At 60.3% G+C, this 25,100-nt stretch carries 22 protein-coding genes; 11 read left to right on the forward strand and 11 right to left on the reverse strand.

Features of this window, described 5'->3' with window-relative positions; all coding sequences use genetic code 11:
- Nucleotides 1-409: 409 nt before the first annotated feature.
- The 4 genes from DXT96_RS24155 (at nucleotide 410) to DXT96_RS24170 (ending at nucleotide 3,076) form a co-directional block, all read left to right on the forward strand.
- On the forward strand, nucleotides 410-1,207 hold the full coding sequence (locus DXT96_RS24155) for a 2-keto-4-pentenoate hydratase (protein WP_153516815.1): 798 nt from the start codon (nucleotides 410-412) through the stop codon (nucleotides 1,205-1,207).
- Nucleotides 1,208-1,447: 240 nt separating this feature from the next.
- Complete coding sequence (locus tag DXT96_RS24160) at nucleotides 1,448-2,047, forward strand: superoxide dismutase (protein ID WP_153516816.1); 600 nt, start codon at nucleotides 1,448-1,450, stop codon at nucleotides 2,045-2,047.
- A 106-nt stretch (nucleotides 2,048-2,153) separates the two neighbouring features.
- Nucleotides 2,154-2,489, forward strand: a complete 336-nt coding sequence (fdxA, locus tag DXT96_RS24165; RefSeq protein WP_149901508.1) for a ferredoxin FdxA — start codon at nucleotides 2,154-2,156, stop codon at nucleotides 2,487-2,489.
- Between the two features lie 11 nt (nucleotides 2,490-2,500).
- Nucleotides 2,501-3,076 (forward strand): flavin reductase family protein, encoded by a 576-nt coding sequence (locus tag DXT96_RS24170; protein ID WP_153516817.1) that lies wholly within the window; start codon nucleotides 2,501-2,503, stop codon nucleotides 3,074-3,076.
- A 76-nt stretch (nucleotides 3,077-3,152) separates the two neighbouring features.
- On the opposite strand, the gene DXT96_RS24175 is transcribed toward DXT96_RS24170, so the two are convergent.
- The 6 genes from DXT96_RS24175 to DXT96_RS24200 form a co-directional block, all read right to left on the reverse strand.
- Complete coding sequence (locus tag DXT96_RS24175) at nucleotides 3,153-3,938, reverse strand: inositol monophosphatase family protein (protein ID WP_153516892.1); 786 nt, start codon at nucleotides 3,936-3,938, stop codon at nucleotides 3,153-3,155.
- Nucleotides 3,935-4,831, reverse strand: a complete 897-nt coding sequence (locus tag DXT96_RS24180; RefSeq protein WP_153516818.1) for a glycerophosphodiester phosphodiesterase family protein — start codon at nucleotides 4,829-4,831, stop codon at nucleotides 3,935-3,937. Before DXT96_RS24180 ends, DXT96_RS24175 begins: the two co-directional genes overlap by 4 nt.
- Before the next feature lie 47 nt (nucleotides 4,832-4,878).
- A complete protein-coding gene (locus DXT96_RS24185) occupies nucleotides 4,879-5,742 on the reverse strand; it encodes an ABC transporter permease (protein WP_153516819.1) in 864 nt (287 codons plus the stop codon).
- Nucleotides 5,742-6,596 carry an ABC transporter permease gene (locus tag DXT96_RS24190; RefSeq protein ID WP_153516893.1) on the reverse strand — a complete coding sequence of 285 codons (855 nt, stop codon included), beginning with the start codon at nucleotides 6,594-6,596 and terminating at the stop codon, nucleotides 5,742-5,744. The genes DXT96_RS24185 and DXT96_RS24190 overlap by 1 nt, the downstream gene beginning before the upstream one ends.
- Nucleotides 6,596-7,636 (reverse strand): ABC transporter ATP-binding protein, encoded by a 1,041-nt coding sequence (locus DXT96_RS24195; protein ID WP_153516820.1) that lies wholly within the window; start codon nucleotides 7,634-7,636, stop codon nucleotides 6,596-6,598. Before DXT96_RS24195 ends, DXT96_RS24190 begins: the two co-directional genes overlap by 1 nt.
- A gap of 86 nt (nucleotides 7,637-7,722) precedes the next feature.
- Nucleotides 7,723-8,952 carry an extracellular solute-binding protein gene (locus DXT96_RS24200; protein ID WP_153516821.1) on the reverse strand — a complete coding sequence of 410 codons (1,230 nt, stop codon included), beginning with the start codon at nucleotides 8,950-8,952 and terminating at the stop codon, nucleotides 7,723-7,725.
- Between the two features lie 145 nt (nucleotides 8,953-9,097).
- Between DXT96_RS24200 and DXT96_RS24205 the strand changes: the two genes are divergently transcribed.
- Nucleotides 9,098-10,246, forward strand: a complete 1,149-nt coding sequence (locus tag DXT96_RS24205) for an ROK family transcriptional regulator (protein WP_149901514.1) — start codon at nucleotides 9,098-9,100, stop codon at nucleotides 10,244-10,246.
- A gap of 85 nt (nucleotides 10,247-10,331) precedes the next feature.
- Here DXT96_RS24205 and DXT96_RS24210 read toward each other — a convergent pair whose 3' ends face one another.
- A complete protein-coding gene (locus DXT96_RS24210; RefSeq protein WP_153516822.1) occupies nucleotides 10,332-12,314 on the reverse strand; it encodes a phosphatase PAP2 family protein in 1,983 nt (660 codons plus the stop codon).
- A gap of 234 nt (nucleotides 12,315-12,548) precedes the next feature.
- Entirely contained in the window at nucleotides 12,549-13,829 is a 1,281-nt protein-coding gene (locus DXT96_RS24215; protein WP_153516823.1) for an ABC transporter substrate-binding protein, read from the reverse strand.
- 194 nt (nucleotides 13,830-14,023) lie between these two features.
- Here DXT96_RS24215 and DXT96_RS24220 point away from each other — a divergent pair, with 194 nt between their 5' ends.
- From DXT96_RS24220 to DXT96_RS24245, 6 genes are read left to right on the forward strand one after another with little or no spacing between them, the layout of a single operon-like run.
- A complete protein-coding gene (locus DXT96_RS24220; protein ID WP_153516824.1) occupies nucleotides 14,024-16,546 on the forward strand; it encodes a hypothetical protein in 2,523 nt (840 codons plus the stop codon).
- Between the two features lie 13 nt (nucleotides 16,547-16,559).
- Nucleotides 16,560-17,654: a glycoside hydrolase family 88 protein gene (locus DXT96_RS24225; protein ID WP_153516825.1), complete on the forward strand. Its 1,095-nt coding sequence runs from the start codon at nucleotides 16,560-16,562 to the stop codon at nucleotides 17,652-17,654.
- Nucleotides 17,651-19,015 (forward strand): glycoside hydrolase family 28 protein, encoded by a 1,365-nt coding sequence (locus DXT96_RS24230; protein WP_153516826.1) that lies wholly within the window; start codon nucleotides 17,651-17,653, stop codon nucleotides 19,013-19,015. Before DXT96_RS24225 ends, DXT96_RS24230 begins: the two co-directional genes overlap by 4 nt.
- A complete protein-coding gene (locus tag DXT96_RS24235; RefSeq protein ID WP_153516827.1) occupies nucleotides 19,003-20,109 on the forward strand; it encodes an ABC transporter ATP-binding protein in 1,107 nt (368 codons plus the stop codon). The genes DXT96_RS24230 and DXT96_RS24235 overlap by 13 nt, the downstream gene beginning before the upstream one ends.
- A gap of 1 nt (nucleotide 20,110) precedes the next feature.
- The gene (locus tag DXT96_RS24240) at nucleotides 20,111-21,106 is read left to right on the forward strand and encodes a carbohydrate ABC transporter permease (protein WP_153516828.1); all 996 of its coding nucleotides are present in this window, start codon (nucleotides 20,111-20,113) and stop codon (nucleotides 21,104-21,106) included.
- A 2-nt stretch (nucleotides 21,107-21,108) separates the two neighbouring features.
- Nucleotides 21,109-22,167, forward strand: coding sequence for a carbohydrate ABC transporter permease (locus tag DXT96_RS24245; RefSeq protein ID WP_149901522.1), 1,059 nt, complete (start codon nucleotides 21,109-21,111; stop codon nucleotides 22,165-22,167).
- Nucleotides 22,168-22,176: 9 nt separating this feature from the next.
- Here the strand turns inward: DXT96_RS24245 and DXT96_RS24250 are convergent, their stop codons facing one another.
- The 3 genes from DXT96_RS24250 to DXT96_RS24260 all read right to left on the reverse strand — a co-directional run.
- The gene (locus tag DXT96_RS24250) at nucleotides 22,177-23,223 is read right to left on the reverse strand and encodes a LacI family DNA-binding transcriptional regulator (protein WP_194287734.1); all 1,047 of its coding nucleotides are present in this window, start codon (nucleotides 23,221-23,223) and stop codon (nucleotides 22,177-22,179) included.
- A 205-nt stretch (nucleotides 23,224-23,428) separates the two neighbouring features.
- Nucleotides 23,429-24,214 (reverse strand): TIM barrel protein, encoded by a 786-nt coding sequence (locus DXT96_RS24255; RefSeq protein WP_153516830.1) that lies wholly within the window; start codon nucleotides 24,212-24,214, stop codon nucleotides 23,429-23,431.
- 8 nt (nucleotides 24,215-24,222) lie between these two features.
- Nucleotides 24,223-25,100: Gfo/Idh/MocA family protein (locus DXT96_RS24260; RefSeq protein WP_246670643.1), on the reverse strand; the 878-nt coding region annotated here is incomplete at its 5' end.

Raw genomic sequence — 25,100 nt, forward strand, 5'->3', positions numbered from 1 at the left:
CGTAATGTTCCGACCTCTTCGGCAAGCGCCTGAGCGGCACTCGGAAATTGCACTGTCATACGTCAACTCTCTGTTTTACGTCGTATTGGAGGGGAGCCATACGCTAGCAGAACCTAGAAACAAAGACATCAACTGACGTTTTGAAATAGTCTCAACAGATCGTACACCAAAAACAACAGCAAAATTCCGTCCCACCACCCGCAAAACCCGGTTTGACTGACCACACTTTATCACTCGCGGCAGCACCAACAGCCGCAGGTCTGGAACGTTCCTGCTTCACCCTTAGGATGAACTCCCGGATTTTCCGAAAGGTTGGAAACGTCGCCAAACTTGGCATCAATGGCCTTGGCAAGCAGCGCGAAATCATGACAGCATTCGGTGTATGAACGCAAAGGGGATGATGACGGGAATGACGGCGATCGAAGAACTGGCCCGAAGATTTGTGCAGGCAGATCTTGGCGGCGCGAAAGTTCCTTTTGTGCAGCTAGAGGCGGATGGGCTCGTTCCTGAGGACTTCGAGACGGCAATGGCCGTTCAGCGTATATTCGCCGAGCTTATCGGGAAGCCGGTGAGAGGCTGGAAACTGGCGATCCGGCCGGATGGCCAGGCCGCCGGCGCGCCGATGCTGGATTGCCACCGGGCCGATGGTGACAATCTCGCTGTTTTCCCAAACGAAGGGACGGAAGGCATTGAGGTCGAAATCTGCTTTACCCTCGCCTCAGACATTCCCGCTGTGGGTGAGGTTCCCTTCACCAGAGGCGATTTGATACGGTATATCGACAAGGTCCATCTCGGTGCCGAGTTGCTCCGTTATCGACTGGCGGAAAAAAACCAGGTGCCTTTCCCGCTGTTTCTCGCCGACCGCCTGGCCAATCACGGCTTCGCCATTGGTCCCGAAATAGATCGGCGCATTTTGGAGGTCTTCGCCGGAAGCGACATGGACCTGTTGCATCTGATCGTGACTGAGGGTCCTGTCCATCTGTTCAATGCCACGGCAAAACATCCCAACGGGGATGTTCTTGCTCCCCTTCTTGCCTTTGCAAATGCTCCCATCAACAAGAGCGGCACGCTAATGGCAGGGCAAGTGGTGACGACAGGCAGCCTCTGCGGCGCGATAAGCAGTTCTCTTGCCGCCGATACGCATATTAAAATGGAATCAGTTGGGGCGTTTACGCTTGCGGGTCATCGGCCGTTAGCTCTTCGGTAATCACGCGGCCGCACCTCTTCATTCACGCCGATCCTGCTTCATGCACCTTGTGTGATATGTCTCGGCAAGACGACAACACCGGTCTCTTTCGCAAGCTCGCCGATCGGCATTTTGTCTCCAATCGTCTGCCTTTAAAAACCGCTTGACCTCAACCATGGTTGAGCCCCTAGAAGTATTGTCACCTTGTTTCCACAAGGCTCATTTCATGCTCTTGAGCGAACAGTTGACAAAGGATACTCCATGGCTTTCCAGCTTCCCGACCTCCCCTATGCCCATGATGCGCTCGCTTCATCGGGCATGTCCGAAGAGACGCTGAAGTTTCATCACGATCTTCACCACAAGGCCTATGTCGATAATCTCAACAAGGCGATATCAGGCACCGAATGGGAAAAAAGCAGCCTCGAGGACATCGTCCGTGGCACCTATGACAAAGCCGCTATCGCGCAGTCCGGCATATTCAACAATGCTTCCCAGCATTGGAACCACAATCTCTTCTGGGAGATCATGGGACCGGGAAATCATACCATCCCAAAGGCGCTGGAAGATGCGCTGACGCAATCCTTCGGCTCGGTATCGCTGTTCAAGCAAAATTTCGCCCTCGCCGGTGCATCGCAGTTCGGCTCGGGCTGGGCGTGGCTGGTGGTGGATACCGACGGCATGCTGAAGATCACCCGCACGGAGAACGGCGTCAATCCGCTGTGCTTCGGGCAGAAGGCGCTTCTCGGCTGCGATGTGTGGGAGCACAGCTATTACATCGATTTCCGCAACAAGCGTCCGGCCTATATCGAGAACTTCCTCGATCATCTGGTGAACTGGCACGCCGTAGCCACGCGTCTCTGATTTGAGCCCCACCGACCCGGCCTGTGCCGCGGCCCCCCGTGCGGCTGGCCGGGTCAGGCGCAGCCGGACAGCCGCCGTCCGGCTGCAACTCCATTCGAGCGTTTCAATGCCCTATGTCGTCACCGAAAACTGCATCGCCTGCAAATATATGGATTGCGTGGAAGTCTGCCCGGTCGAATGTTTTTACGAAGGCCAGAACATGCTCGTCATCCATCCCGACCAATGTATCGACTGCGGCATCTGCGAGCGGGAATGTCCCGCAGCAGCGATCAGACCGGATACCGAAGCCGGGCTGCATGTCTGGCTCGACCTCAACCGCCATTATTCCGGCATCTGGCCGCGCGTGCACCAGAAAAGACCGCCGCCTGATAATGCCGACGTCATGAATGGTGCTGCGGCCAAGTTTTCCATTTTTTCCAAGAACCCGGGAGCGGGCGGTTAGCCCGGCACTGCATGTCTCATAATCTCAGGCTGATCGATGGTAGCGTGATAAGCCATACGCATATTCCGCTCAAAGGCACCGTTTCACCGACGATTTCCCCGCGTGAATTCAAGGACGCAATGGCCGGTCTGGCCTTTACTGTGGCTTTGGCCACAGCCTCCCACGCCGGAGAAAGGGTCGGACGAACGATCACTTCCTTCATGCCGCTCAGCGCCGAGCCGCCGCTTCTGATGATCTCCATCGACGCCAGCAGCCGCATGGTCGATCTCATCGCTGCAAGCCGGCGCTTCTCCATCGAAGCACTTGCCAGAGGACAGGAGGAAATTGCCGACGTGTTTGCTGGAAAAGGCAACCTGCCGGACCGGTTTTCCATCGGCGACTGGGATGTCTGGCCTTCGGGAAACCCGAAGCTTGCCAAGGCGCTGTTATCCCTGGATTGCGAACTCGTCGGCTCCATCGATGCCGCAGACCATATCCTGTTCGTTGGCGCCATCATCGAAGCGACGTCTGATCCGCTGCGCGAGGCCCTGCTGTGGAGCGGACGCGGCTATACCGGCACGAATGGACGTAGTTCTGTTATTGCGTGAGGCTGGGTCCAAACCGCCCGGAAAGACGAACAAGGAGCGCGGGTGTCAACACCCGGCAATTACCTTCCAAAGAAATTTATGACGGTTCCGCCGGCACTTTCTCCGCAATCTCCGGCCAGAGCCCCTCCGTCACCGCCATCAGCGCCGGCGTTGCGGCGGCAACCCAGGGGATGCCGCTGCCGGGGCGCGTTCCGATACGGACATCGAGACCCGCTTCCCTTGCGAGAACGACGCCGCCGGCGATGTCCCACATGGTCGTCAGCTTCTGCAGATGGCCGTCGAAGATGCCTCGTGCGGCAAAGGCAAGGCCGATCGATGTCGAGCGGATGGATTCCACCACCCAGCCGGCATGTCTCAACCCGACAGTGAGGGCCGCCACTTCTTCCGCGTCGGCGGCCGCACTGTCGCCGAGCGACATGACCTGCACCTCCTCGAAAGGCACATGCCGGGCAAGCGGTTTGCCGTTCAGCATCAGACCCGTCCCATCCGCCGCCGCATAGATATCCTTGAACACTGGCATGGCGACGACGCCGAGTTCCGGCCGGCCGTTGCGCACGAAGCCGAGCGAGATGCCCCAGAGCGGCGAACCGCGCAGGAAATTGGCGGTGCCGTCGATCGGATCGATGATCCAGTAGGCGTCGTCGGCCACGCCGCCCATTTCTTCTCCCAGCACGGTTTCGTCGGGAAACGCCACCACCAGACGGTCGCGCACCAGCCTTTCGACTGTGGTATCGGCTTCCGAGACGAAATCCTGAAAGCCCTTCGTCCGGGTGGCGATGGTGTCGCGCGCCTCGAAAAAGCGAAGGGCAAGGCCCATCGCTTCCTCGATGATGGCGACGGCGCGGTCGAGACGCTCGTTCATCGTGTCCACGCCCTGCCCGTCTCACCGGCGCCCGTCTTCAACCAGTTGGTGAAAGCTTCGACTTCATCGGTCTGGATCGCGCCGACGCCAGCCCCGGCAAGAGCACCCCAGACGGATTCGGGATTTGAAAGCGCCCGCGTATCGTTGAAGTCGAGGCAATGGGAAACGTCGAGCGAGTTGATCCACAGGCGGATATTCTGGCGCTCCATCTCGTCCTGGCCGTCGGCCAGATCAGCGATATCGCTAAATTTCACTTCGATCATCGGCGCCTTCAACGCTTCGATCCGACGCAGATCCTCGGCAAACTTGCCTTTTCTCACCGGGAACATCGGCATATGCGGGATCTTGCCGAACCAGTCGGTGTCCAGCACCTCGAAACGTTCGGCCTCAGGATCAATGTCGGTCTTGACCAGAACCTGATCCTCGACGCCGAGCCGCAGCACGGTTTCCATAACTTGCGGCAGATCGCGGGTGAATTTTGTGTCGATATTAACGGTGATCTTGCCACGCGCCTCTTCCAGCAATTCTTCCAGCGTCGGCACACATTCATCGGTCACAGTAGCCGCATCGCCACCCGCACCGGCCTTCAGCCTGGCAGCGCGAACCACCTCGAAAGGCAGCTCACTCACGGTCCCCTTCCCCGTCGTCGTACGGTCGAGCGTTTCGTCATGAATGACGACCAACCGGCCGTCGGCCGTCGCCTGCGTGTCGATCTCGATCATCTCAACGCCGGCCGCAACCGCCGCGCGGACGGAGGCCAGCGAGTTTTCGGCAGTGGCGGTCCAGAAGCCGCGATGAGCGATGGTCAGTATGGCCGGGTTGTCGCGCGAGCAAAGCGCAAGGACATTGCAGGAGCTGGAGGCATTTCGGGAGGCTGCAAGGGTTTGGTGCATGGTTTTCACTTTCGGACGTTGCATTTATCGGGGCTCTGTCGCCCGGATCAGATTTTCCCCATGCCCGCCGCCATCAGGTCGTCGCGCAGAATGCGGCCGGCGATGATAAAGACGACGAGTGCGGGAAGAAGCAGGATGAAGGAGACGATGGAGGCGAGCGGCAGCTGCATCGAATAGGGGTCGAGATACATGTAAAGCTTGATCGGCAAGGTTTCGACAACAGGCGCGCCGACGATGAAGGACTTGTCGAATTCCTCAAAGCTGCCGATGAAGGACATCAGCCCGCCCGCCAGAAGGCCGGGCACCGCAAGCGGCAGGATGATGTGGAGCACGATGCCGACCGTTCCGGCACCGAGCGAACGCGCGGCATGGATGAGATCATCGGGAATGGTCTCCAGCGCCGCCGTCATCAGGCGGATCATCAGCGGCAGGGTGCCGACCATCTGCACGAGAACGACCCCGGTGACCGAATAGGCAAGCCCGAAGAGAAGAAACACCTGTCCGATGCCGACCGCGACGACCAGCCCCGGAATGATGATCGGCGCCAGAATGAAGATTTCCACCAGCCGTTTCAGCCGGAACGGAAAACGCGCCATGGCCCAGGCCGTGGGCAGTGCGATGGCCGCCGTCAGAAAGGTAACGACAATGGCGATGAGGATGCTGTTGATGGCGGCGCGAATGAGGCTGTCATCGCTGAGAATGCTCGCCCAGCGCGCCGTGGTGTAGTCTTTCGGCACGACGAGTGGCGGCGACCAGCCATCGGCGATGCTCCAGAGGAACATCAGCGCCAGCGGCAGGGCAATGGCGAGCGTCAGCGCGCCATAAAGTCCGATGGAGACAAAAATCCGGTCTTCCGGCGTAAAGGCACGGCGGCGGGCAATGGTGGCGGGTTCAAGGGTTATGGTGCTCATCATGCGTCTCCTCGGGTTTGGCCGGGGCCGATGCGGGATGTGAGGGAATAATAAAGAATGAGTACGGAGACCGCGAAAAGGCTCAGCACCATACCCATGGCATAGACCTGATTAAAACGGCCCTGATTGAACTCCTGGATCATCAGTACCGAGAGCGGCCGGGCCGTCGGCGGTCCGACGATATCGGGAATGGCATAGGAGCCCATGGAGCCGATGAAGGTGAGAAGTATGGCGGCGGTGATGCCCGGCATGGCGAGCGGAACTTCCACGAAGAAAAACGTTTTCAGCCGCGAAGCGCCGAGCGTGCGCGAGGCATGACGGATATCCTCGGGTATGGCGGCAAAGGCGCTGGTGATGATCAGCGTCATGAAGGGTATCTGTTTCCAGACACTGGCAAGGATGACGCCGATGCCCCAGTCGTCACGCACGAGCTTGGGCAGTTCCAGCCCGAGCGGCGCAACCAGACGATCGAGAAAGCCGCCCCTTTCGAAAACGACGATCACCATCAGGCCAACGATGATGCCCGGCACCGCCATCGGCAGCTTGTAAAGACCGCTGAACAGCTTGCGGCCGAGAAAGCTCTTGCGGATCAACAGCGCCAGCGGCACCGAGGCCGCAAGCGAGACGATCACCGGCATCACACCGTAATAAATGGAGGTCGTCAGACCACGGATCATCGAGGCGCGGGTGAATATCCGCTGGTAGAACATCAGCGTGAAGCTGCCATCTTCCTGCCTGAAGCTGCCGATCAACGCTGAAAACAGCGGGCCGCCGAAGAAGACCAGAAGATACCCTACCCCAGGCGCCAGCAAGAGAAGAAGCTGCGCGCGCCTGTCGCGAAGAACCGCGGCCATCATGCCGCCTCCCCCGCCATTCTGTCATCGAGAAGGTGGACCGAACCGGGAAATTGCAGGGCGACCCTTTGCCCGGCATCGATCAAAGTTTCAGCGCCGGACTGGCTGATCCGGATCTGGCGTCCGCCGATCTCGACCGTGTAGAGCGCATTGGCGCCCATAAAGGAGACGGCGGAAACCGTGCCGTCACCGGCCTGATCGGCGCGGATGTGGATGTTTTCCGGACGAACCGAAATCTGGACGTTGCCGGCTGCCGCTTTATCCAGCGTGACGGCCTGCCCCCAGGGCAATTGCGCCTGTGTCCCTTCGGCGGATACGGGCAGAAGATTGGTCTGGCCGAGAAAACCGGCGGTGAAAGCGTGTTTCGGCGAGCGGTAAAGCTCGAGCGGCGTGCCGATCTCAACGACCCGGCCGGCATTCATGACGACGATCCGGTCCGACATCGCCATGGCCTCGGCCTGATCATGCGTCACATAAAGACTGGTGGCGCCGATGCGGCGGTGAAGCTCGGTCAGTTCATGGCGCAGCGTATCGCGGAGTTTAGCGTCGAGGTTCGACAGCGGCTCGTCGAACAGCAGCAGGCTCGGCTGCATGACGATGGCCCGCGCCAGCGCCACGCGCTGCTGCTGCCCGCCGGATAATTGCCGCGGCATGCGATCCACCAGACCGGCAAGATTGCAGATTTCAAGCGCATGGGCGATGCGGCGTGCGCGCTCGTCTTTCGCAACCTTTTTCATCTTCAGGCCGAAACCGAGATTTTTGGCGACGGACATATGCGGGAAAAGCGCGTAGGACTGGAACACCATGGCGATATCGCGCGCTTCCGGCGGCGTCTGGTCGATGCGTTTGCCGCCAAGGTGGATTTCACCACCCGACGGCTGGCTGATACCCGTCAGAATGCGCAGCAAGGTCGACTTGCCGCAACCGGAGGGGCCGAGAATGGTGACGAATTCGCCGCGCTCGACGGTGATCGACACGGGATGAAGCGCCCGGCTCAAACCGTAATCCTTGGTGATATTGCTGATCTCGAGTTCACTCATGACGATGCTCCCTCCTGTTTGCGGTCGAGCTTGCCGGACCGTGGGAGGCTCTTTGTGCCCCACACGATCCGGCGATCCTGAAGGCGTTACTGGTTGAGCACTTTTTCATCGAGCGCTTCGGCAAGCGCCGTCGACATGTCCCAGAAAGCCGGGGCAGACAGGCGCGGATAGACGCTCTGCGGCAGCACATGCTCCTGCACGGCCTTCGGCATCAGATCATTGGTGACATCCGCACGGGGAGAACGCGAAGCCTTGTTTTCCAGCTTCCAGAGCTGGAATTCCTTGCTCATCGCCATATCGATGAGGAGCAACGCCGATGCAACGTTCTTGGCATTGGCCGGCACGAACATGGCGTCGCCCGATCCGACCTGACCTTTTTCCAGAAGCGTGACGCGGAAACTATCCGGCAATTGTTTGGTGCCGAGGAAGCTCATGACCTGATCTTCCCAGACGGTGCCCATGTGAAGCTGCTGGTTGTTGATGAGGTTGAGCGTGTCGGCATTGCCATTGGTCAGTTCAGCCACGGCAAGAAGACGGCGGTAGTAGTCCCAGACCGGATCAAGGCACTCTGACTCCATGGCCCAGTCTTCGGCCTGCTGCAGCGTCTGGTTATAGTCGGTAAGCTGCTTGCGGCAGTCGCCGGTGAGATAATTAAGCGCCACCGAATAAATGAAGCCGCCGCCGGAACCGCCCTTAGCCGGCAGGGTAACGCCAAGCCGCTTGGGGTTCTTTTCAGCCCAGACGAGCAGGTCCTCGAAGCTCTTCGGCACGTCTTCAGCCTTCACGAAGGCGGAATCGTAACCGATGGCGGTCTGGTTGAGATGCACCAGCGGGAAGCTGCCGCCATGCGGCTTGCCGAAGACGGTTTCGGCCATTTGCGGATTGTAATTGGCCATGTTCGGCAGGATTTTCGTCAGCGCGATATTGCCGACAACGCCCTTGGAAGAGAGAAGAGGATAACTGCCGCCACCGGCAAAATAGGCATCGACCGGCGAATCCTGGCCTGCAGCCTGCACCGCGATAAGCTGCTGGTTCGCCTGATCGCCCTTCACGTCGCTATAGGCGACCTTGATGCCATATTTGGCTTCGAAACGAGCGATCAGCTCCTTCCATGTATCGGCGAAGCTGCCAGCGAAATTATACATCGTCACCGCGCCCTCGGCTTTGGCGGCGGGAACGACGATCTCATAGAAATTGTCACGCGTAACCTTCGACAGATCGAAGTTCAGGTTTTTCATGTTGCTGTCAGCGGAAAGGCACGGCGCTGCCGTCGTCGCCAGCGCAAGCGCGGCGATCGCAAGAAATTTCAGGCGCATTGAATGGTTCCTCCTGGGGACCCGTTGTTGACCGGCCCCTTATTAATACACTCTAAGTGTAATATTTATGACAGTCCAGTGAAAAATGCTGTCGCGAACCGATGCCCCATGTTGCCGCCGCCCCGCGCAGCCGTTATCCAAGGCGATGACAACAGATCAGACGCCGCTCCAGACCTTCGACCGCCAGCCGCTTGCCAGCGAGAACGAGCGCCTGATTCTGGATATCATCCGCCGCCACGGCCCCATCGCCCGGGCGTCGATCACCGGCCACACCAACCTGACGCAACAATCCGTGCACCGGCTGATCGAAGGCCTTTTGGAGCGCGGGCTTCTGCGCACCGGCGCGCCGCTCAAAGGCACACGCGGCCAGCCAAGCCCCACTATCGAGCTGGTGCCCGAAGCGGCCTATTCGCTCGGTATTTCCATCAACACCGATTCCGTGGTGATCTGCCTCGCCGATTTTCGCTGCACCGTGATCGTCGAGGAAAAACTGAGGATGCTGCCCGGCGATCGGGAAATGACGCTTGCCGCGCTGTCGCTGGTTCTTGAAAGGCAGTTGGCGGAACACGCCATACCGCGCGAGCGGCTGCTTGGCCTCGGCTTTTCCATGTCAGGTTTCTTCGTGTCTGAAGACCGGGCATTCAACGCGCCTGAACCCCTACGAGACTGGTCGCTGATGGATCTGAAACCGATCCTCGAAGAAAGGTTTCAACTGCCCGTCTGGCTGGAAAACAACGGCACCACGGGTGCCATCGGCGAAAGCCTTCGCGGTGTCGGCTCGTGGTGCCAGACCTTCGCCTACCTGTCCTTCAACTATGGTTTCGGCGGCGGCCTCATACTCAGCGGCCAGCCGTTTTACGGTTTCCACGGCAACGCCGGCGAATTCAGCGGCATATACAGCCCGGATGAATCGCCCAAGCGCCCGGCCCTGCAATATCTGATTGCGACTTTACAGAAAAACGGCGTCGATATCCATTCGATCGAAGCCCTTTATCGGCAGTTCGACCCTTCATGGCCGGGTGTGGAGGAGTGGCTGGCCGAGACCATGCCACAGGTGGACCGGCTGGTGGCGAGCCTGATCGCCGTTCTCGATCCGCAGGCTATCGTTTTCGGCGGACAATTGCCGCGCGCGCTGGGTCGAATGATGATCGAACGCGCGCATATGCCTTCGCAACGCGAGCACCGTTATGGTGTCGGGCCGAAGGAGGCGAAGCTGGTTCTCAGCGAGACCGAAGGCGATCCTTCAGCCCTTGGCGCGGCGCTGTTGCCGCTCCGGGTGCGCTACTTCCTGTAATAGCGATCATCCAGCGGTCTTCTGCAAATCCGGCGAGACCGCCGTAACCGGGGGGTTGCGGCGGCCTGCATCCTTGCATCACGCCCTATTCGACCACCACCGACAATGCCGAACCCGTATAGATTGGCCTCACCTTCACATTGCCCGCATCGATCGTTGCGAATGTGCCGGTCAGGCCGTTGGCGGAGATCACATCGAGCCGTGTGCCGGCAGCCGGTGCGCCGCCATCGAAGGCGAGCTTCAGCGTGGCGCCGTCCACCACCGCATTGCCCTTGATCTTCAGCCCGACCTTTTGTGGATCAAGCGTCAGCCCACCGCCCGACTGCGTAAAATCGCCGCCTATGACGACATCCTTTTTTCCCGTAAGCTGGAGCGTGCCGCCGCTGATCAGAACGCCGCCGGTTCCAAGCGCATCCGTAGAGGAAGCCACCAGCGTGCCATCCCTGAGGACCGTTCCGCCACCATAACTGTTGTTGCCGCTGAGCGTCAGCGATCCGCTGCCGGATTTGACGAGACGCCCTGCCCCGGCAATATCGTTCGTCCAGCGGTCTGCGGCACTAAACCCGCCGGCGGCGGCATCCATCGTCACTTCGACATCGCCGTCAAACGCGCCGTAACCACCGGCGGCGGCTACCAGATTGATGCGGCCCCAGCCATTGCTGTCATCGAGCAGTGGATAACCGGCCTCGATGCCGGTGGAGAACAGAACGGCGCGACGCTCTGCGGCATCGAGATAGGGAAGTCTCGTTTCCAGCAGAACCTCGGCCCCCCTCGGCACCACCATCGGCGCATCGCCCACGGCTTTGTCGCGGCTGAAGGAAAAGGTCATGCGCCTGCGATAATCCGCCTCATTCGCCGCCGCATCGGCGAACCGGTCAACATCCGGCTTTGCGCCATGGGCGAAGTCGACAAGCGACTGGCCCTGCGGCAGACGCTTGGCAAAATAGGTCTGCAAGGCTTCGTGGGCAGCCTTCTTCACCTCGGCGTTTTTAGGATCCTGCAACATGGCGGCGGCCATCGCCGTTGCCGTAATGCGGCCGCCGATCACGTCGAGCGGCGAATGCATGCCGGCGACGATGCGGCTCTCGCCGAGTTCGGAGGCCGCCGTCAGCAATTCGGAAAAACGCTCCGGAGCGGCATAGGCATAAGCAATGGCGGCAAGATAGGCGGCATTGGTGTGGCCGCTCGGAAAACCACCATCCTTGGCGCGGCCGCGATTTTCGCGGGCATATTTCAGCGCCGGGACGATAACGCCGGGATCGCTGTCATGACTTTCGAAGGTGCGATCGCCGATGGTTTCCTTGCCGGTCTGGATCACCTCGCCCTTGTCGTTCATGCGCCAGGGCCGGGGTGTGGAATAGAAATATTTCGCCGGCGATGTCGTGCCTTCGGGGCCACGGATCACCTTCATGAAAGCGACGAAATCCTTCAGCTCGCTATCCGCTGCACCCGCCTCGGTGCCCTTATCGTCTTCCTTGCGGGTGATGACCTCGTTCGGATCGAAATCTGCGAGCGTATGATTGATCGTCGTTGTCGCGCCCGCCCCTTCCCGATACCAGTCGGCGAGCGGCCCCATGCCGTCAATAACGCTGAAACCCTGCGAACGGCGGTCATTCATGTAAGCTTCGAAAGCGGCGGCACGCGTGCGGTTTTCACCTGTCACTGATAGCACGTAGCGCATGTTTTCCTGCCAGACGGCCGGATCGACAATCTTCACATGGCTGAAATCCGAGGGGCCGTCGCCATTCGCGCCGCCATCCGCCCATTTTTCATCACCAAGCGTCCAGATGCGATTAAAACCGGAGAGGATTTCGATGATCGGATTGTCCCGGTCGTCATAGGCACGAACATCCTCGCCCTTCTCATTCTTGCCGGTCTGGTTGCGATAATTGTTGGAAAGCGGCAGCGGATAGGTCGCGGCAGGCTCTGGCACCGTGATCGCATAACCCTGACCTGCCGGCCCGGTGCGATCAAACGCTTGCGCGCTCGGAACAAGAACCAGCAATGCGACGGAGGCAAGCAGGGACAATCGTGCGGACGGAAAAGACGACATCTTCAGTTTGGCCATGACGAATCCTATGATTTGCAGCGAGTGGCGCGTGACGAAAACAGGCGGCACGGCTTCCCGCGCGCCTCATCATCAGGTTTAAACGGAGCGTATTTCAGTTTTTCGATGGTGCTGATCGAGAGAGCATATGCGGCAATATCCGCCCGAAAAAAGCGGAGAGATGTGCCCGGAGACCGGCTCCGGGCACATCGTTTGATGGCTTGGCTCTTCCGGCAAAGCCGGAATGGCAGCCCCTTATTTCTTGACTGCGACGGCCTCATTGATCTTGGCGACATCGTCAGCCAGAACCTTGTAGGTCTGGTCGAGCGTCAACTCACCGACGATCAACTGGCTCATCCGCTGCACGATCTGCTGATACATGGCGCTGCCGCCCTTGGCGCGCTCAAATTCGCGAGCTGCCTGCGGCACGTTCTTCTTGTTGTCGAGGAAGACCTTCATCGCCGCCTTGGCGTCTTCGCTCTTCAGCTTGTATTGCGGATCGACGATCTCCGCGCCCGTCAGGATGACGTAGTTTTCGGCGATTTCCCGCTGCACCTTCTCGGAACCGAGGAATTCGACGAAGTGGGCCACATCCTCAGGGTATTTAGTGCGCTTGAAGCCGACAATGGCGGTACCGCCGGGCATGGCGTAGCAACCGGCATCGCCGCAGGGCGCATTGATCGCCGTCCATTCGAAGGCGTCGCCGATCTTGTTCTGGAACGGATTGACCATCCAGTTGCCGGCAAGATAGGTCACGACATTGCCGTTGACGAACTCGTCACCCATGTTCTTGTACTGCGAACCGCCGGCGGCACCCCACATTTCCTTGGGGAAGCTGCCATTCTGCGTCCAGGAATAGATATCGGCGATGTATTTCTTCGATGCGTCATCGGGGAAGCTGAACTTCCCGTCCTTCACATAGGTCGCTCCATAAGCAAAGGCACCGCCAGAGAAGCGGTGGCCGGAGCGGTCCATGGTAAAGGGAATCTGCACACCGGTTGACTTGGCGACGCGAGCGGAAGCCTCGACGATCTCGCTGAATTTCGCGGTCGGGCCTGGTAGCGGTTCACCCGCCTGCTCGAACAGCGTCTTGTTGACGAAGGGCAGGTTCAGCGTCTGCGAGGCCATGTAGCCGTTGATCGACTGCGGATCATTGACGTTGGGCAGGCGAAGCTGGTTGAGGCTGGAACCGTGCAGCTTGGCGAGGGCCTCCGCATCCTTCATGTAAGGACGCATGTCGAGATAATAGGGCGCAAGCTGCCAGTCGGTGATCTTGGCGATATCTGGGCCTTCGCCGACCGCCAGCTGTACCGGCAGTTGCTTGGAAACGGCATCATAGCCCGAAGACACGAAGTTGACCTTCACGCCCGGATTGGCGGCCTCGAACTCCTTGCTGAGCTCGGACATGCGCTGCACATAACCCTGGTCGTCATCCGTAAAAAGAAAAGTGATCGTGCGGGTCTCCGCCTGCGCGACCGAAAGACCCGCGATAGAAGCCAATACGAGGGCGCTGACGCCCGAAAACAATTTCACCATGCTCATCCTCCCAATGAAAATATTTTCATAAATCGAACAGAAGCTCCTCTGCTTAATTCGATTTATCCTGTTTTGCGGCTTGACAGAATAAACGTCAAGCTGTTTGTTTTGGCGAAATCGCACAAATCAATGTGAAAAAGCGAAGATAGATTTGTGAAAATAATTTCATAAAGATCGAAGGGAGGCGATCCATTATGACGGATGGACCTTTGGCGACGAATGCGTCGCAACCCACATATACCGTTGCCGACGGCGAAACGGTGACGGCCTGGATAGTCTCCGATCTGGTAAAGACCTCGTTTCCGGGAACGCCCGCGCCGGCGGAGGACCGGGTGAACTACCGTTTCATCAATGGTTTCGTCGATGTCGGCGACCTGCCCTGCCGCAAGGCCTTCCAGCAGACCATGATCGGTCGCGACATCGCGCCTGAGGCTGCCTTTGCGGTTTCGCACCTCAACCTGCCCGGCTCCAACCGCCGCGTTGAATTCACCGGCTTCTGGCATGTTCCCACCCACGTGCAGCGCTGGCTGAAGGGCACATTCCGCAGCGACACCACGCGAAAAGCGCATTTCCGGCTGCGTACCTGCGGCGGCGTGCGCATCTGGGTGAACGGCGCTGAACAGGTGCGCTTCGAACCCTTTATCCGCAATGTCGAAACCAGCCGTGACATCACACTCGAGCTTGCGGCCGGCGACAATGAGGTGCTGCTGCTCTGCGAGGATCTGGCGGAACGCGACATCATCTGGTTCTTCGAGCTTGAGGTTATCGACACCGTGCCGCTGACGGTCGTGCTGCCCGTGCCGCTCGACCGGGAGGAAACGAAGCGTCTTGCCGCGCTGGTGCGCGATGTTCGTCCTGCCCGGGACGTGTTTTGCGGCACGGCTCTCGAACTGGTTTTCGGGGCGGCGCCGACAAGCGACCTGCCCGTGCATATCGCGGTCAAAAGCCATGGCCATGAGCGCGCTGCGCTCGCGGAAGTCGACATCGTGCTGAAGGCCGGGCAATCCTCGCTGACGATCCCCGAGACGACAGGCATTTCGGACGGATATCACGGCGTCAAGATCACCATGGGATCCGGAGCTGGAACGGTAACCCGCGTCATCGACGCGGCCTTCATGCATGATATCGCGCCGGAAGCGCCCAATGCCGATATTGGGGAGCGAAAGAAAGCGGCTCTCTCCTTTAGCGCCCGTTTCGGCGCATGGCGCATCGGCCGGGCGCTGGCGATGGTCGCCACCGGCAGCGATGACCTCAAGACAATTGGCGGCATCGTTGATGCGACGCTGCGGTCCATCGACCGGCGCGAAGACTGCTCCGATTTCATCATGATCCCGCTGCTCTGGCTGGTGCGCGCCCATAGTGACCGCCTGCCGACCGAGATGCTGGAGCGGATCAATGCTTCGATCCTCGCCTATCGCTACTGGGTGGATGAACCCGGCAATGACGTCATGTGGTTCTGGAGCGAGAACCACGTTCTGTGCTTTCACACCAGCCAGCTGCTGGCCGGCGACTATCTGCCGGACGCCGTCTTCACCGCCTCTGGCCGCACCGGCCGGCAACAGGCGGCGCTGGCGGCGGACCGGCTGGAGCGCTGGTTCGACAGTGTCGAGGCGCATGGCCTCGCCGAATGGAATTCGGCCGCCTATTACCCTGTGGATTTCATTGGCCTTCTCGCCATCGAGCATTGGGCAGGGACGGAGCTTGCCGCACGCGCACGCTACCAGCTCGATCTGATTTTCGAGATGATCGCACTGCATACGCTTGGCGGCGTTCCCTGCGGTTCTCAAGGCAGAGCCTATGACAAGGAATTGCGCGCCGGGCCGCTGACGGAACTGGCGCCCTTTGCGCAAGTGGCCTTTGGTCAGGGCTGGCTCAACAATGGCGTCGCCTCACTGCCGATGTTCTGCTGCGGTGACTACCTGCCGCCCGCACATCTTGCCGCCCTTTCGCAGCTCGAGCGCGGCCGCATGGTCGAGGCGCGGTATGCGCAGGGGCTGGAACCGGGCAAGCTCGTGCTTTTCAAGAACGAGGCCGCGCAGCTTTCCACCGTGGTGGATCATAAAACCGGTCGCAAAGGCCACCAGCAGCATGTCATGGACATCAAACTCGCCGGCCATCCGATGGCGCGGCTCTGGGTCAACCATCCCGGCGAAGATGATCCGTGGGGCACGCAGCGTCCCTCCTACTGGGCAGGCAGTGGCATCCTGCCGCGCGTGGCGCAGCATCGCGATCTGGCGATGCTGATCTTCGACACGGACGATCACCGCAACGACTGGACCCATGCCTATCTCGGCCGCGACGGGCTGGACGAGGTGCTGACGAAAGGCAACTGGCTCATCACCCGTTCGGGCCGAGGCTTTGCCGCTCTTTACGCGACGAACGGGCTCGAACCCGTTACCGCAGGCGCCACCGCCAATCGCGAGATCAGATCACCCGGCCGCCGCGCCGGCTGGGTCGGCGTCATCGGCTGCGGGGATGTCGCGGAGTTTGCCCGTTTTCGGGAAAAAATCCTCGGCACGCGCGTCACCTTCGAAGCCGAAAGCCGGTTGCTCTCGGTCACACCGCCGGGCAGACCGGACCTCACCCTCACCTGGGACGGCGCGTTCACCATTGGCGGGCAAGCCATGGCCTTCGACCACGAGCAGCCCCAACCCGAAATCACATTCGACAGTGCCGATCCCGCGTCCGGCGGCACGGCACGACCATTTTACTCCTAATCGGAATAACCAGATGAACCAGCCAAGCATGGAAAAAGACACTCTTCGGACGACGATCGACAATGTCGCCGCCGCCTTCAGCCGCCTCAAGGGCATTCAGGAAGGTCTGGCGAGCGGCAGTTCCGATGGCAAGATCCAGTTCGACGAATGGGACTGGGAAGTCGGCGTCGGTCTTTACGGCTTCCTGCGCCGGGCGCTCGCCGCCAACGACCAGAAAGCATTGGACGATCTGGTGACATGGTATGGCTGGCAGATCGAGCGTGGCCTGCCGCCGCGCCAGATCAACAGTTCCGCGCCGATGCTGCCGCTGGTCATCCTGACAGAACATGTCGATCGTCCGGATTTCCGGGCGCTGGTGGAAGACTGGGCCGACTGGCTGGTGCAAAAATTGCCAAAAACCGAAGATGGCGGTTTCCAGCACGTCGTCAAGGAGCGGCTGAACGAGGGTGAATTATGGGACGACACGCTGTTCATGGCATGTCTGTTCCTCGCCCGCGCCGGCGTCGTCTGCAAACGCCAGGACTGGATCGACGAGGCGGTCTATCAGTTCATGGTCCATACCCGTTATCTGTCGGATCCCGTCACCGGGCTCTGGTATCACGGCTGGACTTTCAACGGCCGCCACAACTTCGCCGATGCCTTCTGGGCGCGCGGCAATTCCTGGATTACGGTCGCCATTCCCGAACTCTTCGAACTGGTGCCGACGCTGTCCGAAAAGGACAGGCGTTTCCTCGCCAACGTGCTGGCAGGCCAGGTGCGGTCACTCCGGCAATATCAGCGCGAGGACGGCATGTTCCACACGCTTCTCGACGACCCGACCTCGCCGGTGGAAACATCAGCCACGGCCGGTATCGCCTACGGCATTCTGCGCGGTATCGAAGCCGGCATTCTCGGCGAAGAGAACCGGCCGCATGCGGAACGGGCGCTGAAGGCGGTGCTCGGCAATATCGATGATGAAGGCGTCGTGCACGGCGTCTCCGATGGCACGCCGATGGGCCATGATCTCGAATTCTACCGCCGCATTCCCAATCTGCCGACGCCCTACGGGCAGGCGCTGACGATGCTGCTCCTGATCGACGTGTTCCTGAAAAGGCCGCAGGTATCATGAGTACGCAGCCAGACATCACCATCACGGCCGATGGCCGCGACGCCACCGCCGATATCCAGCGGGCGATCGATACGGTTTCGGCGGCGGGCGGCGGGCGCGTGTCGCTTTCGGCCGGACGCCATGTCAGCGGCGGCCTTCATCTCAAGAGCGGCGTGGAGCTGCATCTTGCCGAAGATGCGGTGCTTGCACCCGTCTCCGATTACGAGGCCTATGCCCATACGACAGTTTCCGTCATCGCCGAAGCGTCCAACCGCGGCATGATCATTGCCCGGCGAGCAAGCAACATCGCCGTCACCGGTCCCGGCCGCATCGAGGCGGGCGGCGAGAACTTCATTATCGGCGATGACGAGGCCATGGGAACCTATATCCCGGCGGCGCGCCGTCCGCGTGTCATCGTGCTGGAATCCTGCCTGAATGTGCGCCTCGAGAACCTCTTCGTCATCGGTTCGCCGATGTGGACGCTGCACATGGTCGATTGCGACGATCTGCACTTCAGAAACATCCGCATCGAAAACGACCGCCGCCTGCCCAATACGGATGGCATCGTGCTGGATGCCTGCCGGCGCACGCTGATCGAGGATTGCTTTATCTCGACCGCCGATGACGGCATCTGCCTGAAGACCAGCGCCGGGCCGGATGGCAAGGCAGTCGGCGTCTGCGATGATATCACGGTTCGCCGCTGCACCGTCTCCAGCGTCAGCTGCGCGCTGAAGCTCGGCACGGAATCCTTCGGCGATTTTTCCAATGTGGTGTTCGAGGATTGCAAAATCGTTGAATCCAATCGCGGCATCGGCCTTTTTTCCCGCGATGGCGGCTCCATGCGCAATATCCGCTTTTCGCGGATCGAGGCCGAGTGCCATGAAACGCCCGGCGGCTTCTGGGGCTCTGGCGAAGCGGTGACCGTCACGGTCGTCGATCGCCGCCCCGAACGTCAGGCCGGCAGTGTGGAAAACCTTGTTGTCGAAGATCTGAGCGGCTCGATGGAAGGCGCGATCAACCTCGTCGCCACCTCGAAGGCCGGCATTCACAATGTCACGCTGGAGCGCATCTCGCTGTCGCAGCAGCCCGGCAAGCTCGGCACCGGCCTGCAATATGACCTGCGCCCGACCAATGCGGATATCGCGCCAAGCCCCGATGCCGCCGGTCGCGCCAATGCCTGGACGCGAGATACCGAAGGCAGGATCGTCGGACTGGAGAATTATCCCGGCGGAATGCCTGCGGTCTATCTCTCCGGCGTAGAGGGATTTTCGGCGCGCGATGTCGCCGTTAGAAGAGCGATGCCCTTGCCCGAGGGCTGGAACAAACAAGAGATCGTCGCGATGACGAACTTGCCCGAAGGGAGCACGTCATGGGAAGTCTGAAGCTAGAAAACCTCAACAAGGCATTCGGTGCCGTTCATGTGCTGCATGATATCGATCTTCAGATCGAGAACGGGGAGTTCGTCGTTTTTGTTGGCCCCTCGGGCTGCGGAAAATCGACGCTGCTGCGCATCATCGCCGGTCTTGAGGATGTGTCCTCCGGCACCATCGGCATTGGCGGGCGCGATGTCAGCGCGCTGTCGCCGGCCGAGCGCAAGATCGCCATGGTCTTCCAGTCCTACGCGCTTTATCCGCATATGAGCGTGCGCAAGAACCTTGCCTTCGGTCTGGAAAACCTGCGCTTCAAGCGGGCGGAAATCGAAAGCCGCATCAACGAAGCGGCGCGGATGCTGGCCATAGAACCCTATCTCGACCGCAAACCGAAACAGCTTTCCGGCGGCCAGCGCCAGCGCGTCGCCATCGGCCGCGCCATCGTGCGCGAGCCGGATATCTTTCTGTTCGACGAGCCGCTGTCGAACCTCGATGCGGCGTTGCGCGTTCAGACACGCGCCGAAATCACGCGGCTGCATCGCGATATCAAGACGACGATGATCTATGTGACGCATGATCAGGTGGAAGCGATGACCATGGCCGACAAGATCGTGGTGCTGCGCGCCGGGCGCATCGAGCAGGTGGGCAGCCCGCTTCAGCTGTTCGACAATCCGCGCAACCTCTTCGTTGCAGGCTTCCTCGGCTCGCCGCGCATGAACATTCTCAAGGGCACAATCGTCACCGGCAGCGACGGCAATCTGGAAATCGACGCCGGATATGGCACGCCATTGCCCTGCCTTGTCGACCCGGCCGCCGTCAGCCCCGGACAGGCGGTGCTGGCGGGCATACGACCTTCGCATTTCACGGTAACAGAAAATGCCGGCCTGCCCTTCGAGGTGCAGTACCACGAGAGCCTCGGCACCGAGACCTATCTCTATGGCAATCTTCAGGGCCAGAAAGAGCAGATCATCGTGCATCAGGCGGGCCATTTCGCGCCTGCCTCCGGCGCAGTGCTGAAGATCATGCCGGCGCGTGAAAGGGTGCATGTCTTCGACCCCGCCACCGAACTGGCGCTGCCGCGTCTCAATAGCGAGGGGAGAGGGTAGCATGGCCAATCCAAAGCTTGCGAGACTGTCCGACCGCGCTCTAGATGCCGTGATGGCCATCGCCGAAGTGCCGCTCAACCTGATCGAGCGGGTGATCGGCAAGAAGCGCATGCCTTATATTTTCCTGATGCCGAACCTTGTTCTGTTCGGCATCTTCACCTTCCTGCCGATTGCGATTGCCGTCGGTTACGCCTTCACCGGCGGCACCGAACTCCTGATCAGCGACCGCCCTTTCGTGGGGCTCGAAAATTTCGGCAAGTTGCTCGATTGCCAGAGCTATATGGACCCCGGCAGCTGCCGGGAATCGCTGTTCTGGACGGCGATCTGGAACACGCTGTGGTTCGTGGGTTTTAACGTCACCGCCACGCTGTTCGTGGCGCTTGTTACCGCCCTCATCCTCAACCGGGCGATTGCCGCACGCGGCTTCTTCCGCGCCATGTTCTTTTACCCGGTCCTGCTATCGCCCGTCGTCATCGGCCTCATCTGGAAATGGTTCCTCGACCGCAACGGCCTGCTGAACGCCTTCCTGCAAATGCTCGGCGTGCCGCCGGAAATCTTCCTGCTGGATGTCGGCTGGTCGCGTTTCTTCGTGGTGGTGGTTTCAGTCTGGTTCCATATGGGCTTTTATACGCTCATCCTGCTGGCCGGCCTTCAGGCCATTCCGAAAGACCTGTATGAGGCGGCCGCTATCGACGCGGCCTCGCCCCGGCGCACGCTGTTGCGCATCACCTTGCCGCTGCTTGCCCCCAACCTTCTCGTCGTCCTGATCCTGTTGATGATCAGATCGGTGCAAATATTTGATGAAGCATGGGTTCTGACCAATGGTGGCGGACCGGGAACGGCCAATACATTTGTGGTGCAATATATCTACCAGATGGCCTTCGGCAGTGATCTCAGGCTATTCGGCCTTGCATCCGCCGCCTCGGTTCTCATGGGCCTTGTGCTTCTCGCGCTGACGCTCGTGCAATTGCGCCTCGGCAAAAAAATGGAGTCCTGATCATGTCCGGCAACCTCAACGCCGTCGCGTTCCTGACGCGAACCCGCCGCCCCGGCCGGATCGGCCTTACCGACGTCCTGTCATGGGTCTGGCTCATCGGCGGCACACTCGCCGTCCTCATCCCGGTCGTCTGGGCCGCCATGTCATCGCTAAAGCCGGAAGCCGAAATCACCCGGTTTCCACCGAGCCTGCTGCCGCGCGCCGCAGTCCAGGTGGAGGTGCAGGGTTACGACAAGCCGCTCAGCGTCTGGAAAGCCACCATCGACGGTGTGGAACGGGAAATGGCCATGGTCCGCCGCGTCGGCCTCAAAGCCCAGATGGTGGACCCCGCCAATCCCGGCCCGCCGGTCAGCGTCGATACGCGGGAAATATCACCCGTCCAGAAACTGACCATCGCGACGGAAAACTTCACCGATCCGCTGACCCGGTTCAGCTTCCTGACCTTTCTCAAGAACTCGGTATTCGTCACCTTCGTCGCGACCATCCTGACGCTGATCGTCAACGCCATGGCGGCCTTCGCCCTCTCCAAATACCGCTTCCGCGGCGAGAAGGCGATTTTCGTGCTGATCATCTCGACCCTGATGATCCCGCTCACCGTCGTCATGGTGCCGGCCTATCTCGTCATCGTCGGCGTCGGCCTCGTCGATAATCTCTGGGGCGTCATCATCCCCACCGTGGCTACGCCAACCGGCGTGTTCCTGTTGCGGCAATATATGCTGACCATCCCCGACGAGTTGATCGAGGCCGCCCGTGTCGATGCGGCAAGCGAATTCCGCATCTTCTGGCGCATCATCCTGCCACTGACGGCCCCGGCGCTCGCGGTTCTCGCGATCTTCTCGGTGCTCTGGCGCTGGAACGACTTCCTTTGGCCGCTTATCGTGCTCAGCAGCCGCGAGAACTTCACATTGCAGGTGGGGCTGAACGCCTTCCAGGGCGAGTTCTCTGTGCAATGGCACTATATTCTCGCCATGACCTTCCTCAGCCTTGCGCCCGTCACCGTCGTGTTCCTGTTCCTGCAACGCTACATCACGACAGGGATTGCCGGCACGGGCATGAAATAAACTGCAACATCATTTGGGGGGCGGCGCAATGCTGCCCCTTAAAATAAGACGACAGCCGAGTTCCAGCCGGTGCGCCGGCCGGGTCGGATCAGCCGCCACAAGCCGCTGTTCCAAAAGGGAAAGTGCGGCGCCACCAAGCCTGTCGGCAGGCAATTGTATGGTGCTGAGCGGCGGCGCGCTGAAAGCCGCCGGCATGATATCGTCGAAACCCAGCACCGAAACATCATCGGGAACCCGGATACCGGCTTCCGTCAGGGCCTTCAGGCAGCCGAGCGCCAGATTATCGGCGGCGCAGAAGATCGCCGTCGCGTTTCTAAGCGGGCGTGTCTCGCCCAGCAGGCGGCGGATGGCGGCCTCGCCCCATTCCGGCTCGTAGCTTTCCACCTCGATGACCATATTGGCCGGAACTGTCAGGCCCGCCGCCAGAAAGGCATCGCTATAGCCATCAAACCGCCGGCGGATCGTCGTGCGGCCCTTCCAGGTGACATGCAAGATATTGCGATGCCCGAGTGAGAGCAGATGTTCGATACCAAGCCGCGCGCCAAAACGGTTCTCGGCTGTCACCGTATCGACGATCATGGCCGGGTCTTCACCATTGATCAGCACCACGGGCCTGGAAAGCGCGGACAGCGCCTCGACCAGTTGCGCCCTGTCATCATTGAGAACCACGATGCCATCGACATTGTCGGCATCGGCAGCCTCCGCCACGGCAACGGGATCGAGCCGGCTCGTTGTGCTGACAAACGGAACGATGCGAATGCCGCGCTTCTCGCATTCGCGCCGGAAGCCGTTCAGCATCGTCCAGCTGACCATGTTGAGGTCGCTCTGCGGCGCTGCATCATTGGTCATGGCGAGCAGCACGACACGCAAAGTGGCGATCGTCGCCTTCTGCCGGCGGTTTTCAAGATAACCGAGCGCGCGGGCCGCCTCCAGCACCCGTTCGCGAACCTGAATAGTCAACGGGGCTGTACCGTTGATGGCGTGTGAAGCCGTACTCAGCGATACATTCGCCTCCCGCGCCACGTCCTTAAGCGTCGTTTTCCTGTCTATTTTCATAAAGGGGAAATTCAACCACTCTTCTTCGGACTGTGCGGGCAGAAAGCCTGCCTCACGCAGTCGATCTGAATAATACCCGTGCCTGTCTGCTGCTCTCTAATCTGTGGAAGACTACAGCATGATCCGTAAAGACGGAATTGATTTCTCTGGTTTTTATCCCCGCCCATAAAGCGCCGCCCGCGGCGAACCACAGGCGGCGAGGCGGTCAGAGCGCCTGGGAGATATGGTCGATGCTGTCCTTCACCGCAGCGGCGGGGTCTTTCAGTTCGTGTACTTCCGTCGCAAAGGGTTCGAAGCTGTAAGGCCCCTTGTAACCGGCCGCCTCCAGCGTCCTGATCTGGGCGATATTCTCCAGCCGGTCGCCGTCATCCACCAGAACGCGATGGGCGTCCAGCATGTCGGCGACGGAGACGGCGGGGTCGACGACGCCGGAAATGTGGACGAGGCCGGTACGTTCGGGGAAGAACACCGTCTCGCCCGCAAGGTGGTGGTGGAAGGTGTCGTGCACCAGCTTGTAGACATCTGCGCCGCCGGCAGCGTCGATTGCCTTGATGGCTTCGGCCTTGGTGCGCAGCGAGGAGACCGGGAAGCCGAGCGGCTCGACAAAGCCTGTCAGGCCGCGTTCTTCGAGGATCAGTTTCATGGCCTTCAGCGCCGCCACGAGATCGTCAAAAGACACCGCCGTGCCGTCATTGAGCGGGCACATGACCAGCGCCTTGGCACCGCTTGCCATGGCATAATCAGCCATGGCAACGGCGCGCTGCGGCAGGTCGCCCGACCAGACATTGAAGGGATAAAGCGCATTGATCGAGATGATCGTCACGCCGGCCTTTTCGGCTACCGCCTTCACCGCAGCCGGATCCACCGTGCCGACGATATCGGGCAGGTCGTTGCGGATTTCGACTTCGGTGAGGCCGAGTTCACGGGCAGTCGCGAAGAACGCCTCGAGGGAAAGTTTCGGCGCGGTGATGTGGTTGATAGCAAAACGCATGAAAGACCTCACTGATAAAGGGCGGGACGAGTGGGAAGCTCGATTGCGACGGCTGCCCCTTCCTTCTCCTGCGCAGCAACGCAGGCATCAGAGGTGATGGCAGCCACGTAGCCGTCCCAGGAATTCGGTCCCGATGCCGTTCCCTTCGCTGCCGCGTGAATGAAGTCCTGCAATTCGACATCGTAGCTGGCAATGAAGCGATCCTTCCAGTCGGTGAGGATATCGTTCTGCAGCCTTGCGCCGAGGCGCGTCTGCACCGACATCGGCTCCGGCAGGCTGGCAATGCCGTCTTCACCCACCACCTGGCACTGGATATCATAGCCATAGTGGCAATTGACGAAGATTTCGACGTCGATGATCGTGCCCTTGGCCGTTTCCAGAATGACGATCTGCGGGTCCTTCAGCTTCGCATGGCTGCGGGCAGCGGAGCGGGGAAAGAGAACTCGGGCCGAAACATAGTCATCGTCAAGCAGCCAGCGCAACACGTCGATCTCATGGATCATCGTGTCGTGGATCGCCATGGGCGTGACATATTGCTCCGGAACCGTCGGGTTGCGGTGGGCGGCATGCACCATGATCGGCGCGCCGATCCGGCTGTCCACGGCCTGTTTCAGCGCCACGTAACCGGCGTCATAACGGCGCATGAAGCCAACCTGCACCAGCCGCTTGCCATGCGCCGCTTCGGCATCGACGATGCGCCTTGCGCCTTCGGCCGTCGTCGCCAGCGGCTTTTCGCAGAAGCACGGTTTGCCGGCGGCGATGGCCGCCAGCACATATTGCTCATGGGTTGCGCCCCACGAAGTGACGAGCACGGCATCCACATCGGGCGATGCGATCAGCTCTTCGCCGGTGGCGAAAACGACGGCATCCACGGCGATATCGTTTT

This window comes from Agrobacterium sp. ICMP 6402, from assembly GCF_009498615.1.
GTDB classification, from domain to species: Bacteria; Pseudomonadota; Alphaproteobacteria; order Rhizobiales; family Rhizobiaceae; genus Agrobacterium; species Agrobacterium burrii.

Coding starts and splice junctions, on each gene's coding strand:
- DXT96_RS24155 (WP_153516815.1), top strand. CDS start 410: ATGACGGCGATCGAAGAACTGGCCCGAAGATTTGTGCAGGCAGATCTT.
- DXT96_RS24160 (WP_153516816.1), top strand. CDS start 1,448: ATGGCTTTCCAGCTTCCCGACCTCCCCTATGCCCATGATGCGCTCGCT.
- fdxA (WP_149901508.1), top strand. CDS start 2,154: ATGCCCTATGTCGTCACCGAAAACTGCATCGCCTGCAAATATATGGAT.
- DXT96_RS24170 (WP_153516817.1), top strand. CDS start 2,501: ATGTCTCATAATCTCAGGCTGATCGATGGTAGCGTGATAAGCCATACG.
- DXT96_RS24175 (WP_153516892.1), bottom strand. CDS start 3,938: ATGAACGAGCGTCTCGACCGCGCCGTCGCCATCATCGAGGAAGCGATG.
- DXT96_RS24180 (WP_153516818.1), bottom strand. CDS start 4,831: ATGCACCAAACCCTTGCAGCCTCCCGAAATGCCTCCAGCTCCTGCAAT.
- DXT96_RS24185 (WP_153516819.1), bottom strand. CDS start 5,742: ATGAGCACCATAACCCTTGAACCCGCCACCATTGCCCGCCGCCGTGCC.
- DXT96_RS24190 (WP_153516893.1), bottom strand. CDS start 6,596: ATGGCCGCGGTTCTTCGCGACAGGCGCGCGCAGCTTCTTCTCTTGCTG.
- DXT96_RS24195 (WP_153516820.1), bottom strand. CDS start 7,636: ATGAGTGAACTCGAGATCAGCAATATCACCAAGGATTACGGTTTGAGC.
- DXT96_RS24200 (WP_153516821.1), bottom strand. CDS start 8,952: ATGCGCCTGAAATTTCTTGCGATCGCCGCGCTTGCGCTGGCGACGACG.
- DXT96_RS24205 (WP_149901514.1), top strand. CDS start 9,098: ATGACAACAGATCAGACGCCGCTCCAGACCTTCGACCGCCAGCCGCTT.
- DXT96_RS24210 (WP_153516822.1), bottom strand. CDS start 12,314: ATGGCCAAACTGAAGATGTCGTCTTTTCCGTCCGCACGATTGTCCCTG.
- DXT96_RS24215 (WP_153516823.1), bottom strand. CDS start 13,829: ATGGTGAAATTGTTTTCGGGCGTCAGCGCCCTCGTATTGGCTTCTATC.
- DXT96_RS24220 (WP_153516824.1), top strand. CDS start 14,024: ATGACGGATGGACCTTTGGCGACGAATGCGTCGCAACCCACATATACC.
- DXT96_RS24225 (WP_153516825.1), top strand. CDS start 16,560: ATGAACCAGCCAAGCATGGAAAAAGACACTCTTCGGACGACGATCGAC.
- DXT96_RS24230 (WP_153516826.1), top strand. CDS start 17,651: ATGAGTACGCAGCCAGACATCACCATCACGGCCGATGGCCGCGACGCC.
- DXT96_RS24235 (WP_153516827.1), top strand. CDS start 19,003: ATGGGAAGTCTGAAGCTAGAAAACCTCAACAAGGCATTCGGTGCCGTT.
- DXT96_RS24240 (WP_153516828.1), top strand. CDS start 20,111: ATGGCCAATCCAAAGCTTGCGAGACTGTCCGACCGCGCTCTAGATGCC.
- DXT96_RS24245 (WP_149901522.1), top strand. CDS start 21,109: ATGTCCGGCAACCTCAACGCCGTCGCGTTCCTGACGCGAACCCGCCGC.
- DXT96_RS24250 (WP_194287734.1), bottom strand. CDS start 23,223: ATGAAAATAGACAGGAAAACGACGCTTAAGGACGTGGCGCGGGAGGCG.
- DXT96_RS24255 (WP_153516830.1), bottom strand. CDS start 24,214: ATGCGTTTTGCTATCAACCACATCACCGCGCCGAAACTTTCCCTCGAG.